General features: G+C 75.2%; 2 protein-coding genes. Both read right to left on the reverse strand.

The features are described 5' to 3' along the window. On the reverse strand, positions 1–356 hold a 356-nt coding region (locus J5M58_RS25950), incomplete at its 3' end, for a hypothetical protein (protein WP_207880178.1). A gap of 36 nt (positions 357–392) precedes the next feature. After that, positions 393–577: hypothetical protein (locus J5M58_RS25955; protein WP_207880180.1), on the reverse strand; the 185-nt coding region annotated here is incomplete at its 5' end.

Consider the following 577-nt stretch of genomic DNA (forward strand, 5'->3'; position numbering starts at 1 on the left):
TCCTTCTCGTGCGCGCCGGTGACCGGCGCGCCAACCGCCGCAACCTTGCCGCGCCGCGCGCGCGACGCGGCCGGCGTGCCGGCGAGCGCGGCGACGATGCGCGCGCTCCATCCGGCATCGGTGTCGAGCACGCCGAACGGCCCGTCGACGGAATCGGCGACGATCAACGCGCCCGGCGCGAGATCGGGCGCGAGCCCGCCCGCCGTGCCGAAGCTGACGATGCCCGCGCAGCCGTGCGCGCGGGCCGCCTCGGCAAGCGCGCGCTCGAGCCGGTCCGCGCGCGCCGCGTAGACCGCCTCGACGCCCGCGCCGCGCGCGATCCGCGCCTCGAACGCCATGCCGGCGACGGCGATCACGGGTGCGGCCGGACGGCCGGAACCAGCCATCGGCCGTTACATCCCGACCGTCACGCGCGTCGCGTTCGCGCGCTTCAGGTTGCGATAGCGGGCGAGCGCCCACAGCGGGAAGAACTTGCGGTAGCCGTGGTAGCGCAGATAGAACACGCGCGGGAAGCCCGTCGCGGTGAAGCGCGTCTCGTCCCACAGGCCGTGCTCGCGCTGCGTGCCGAGCAGGTAAT

Source organism: Pseudomonas sp. 32_A (assembly GCF_017490905.1).
Lineage (GTDB): Bacteria > Pseudomonadota > Gammaproteobacteria > Pseudomonadales > Pseudomonadaceae > Aquipseudomonas > Aquipseudomonas inefficax.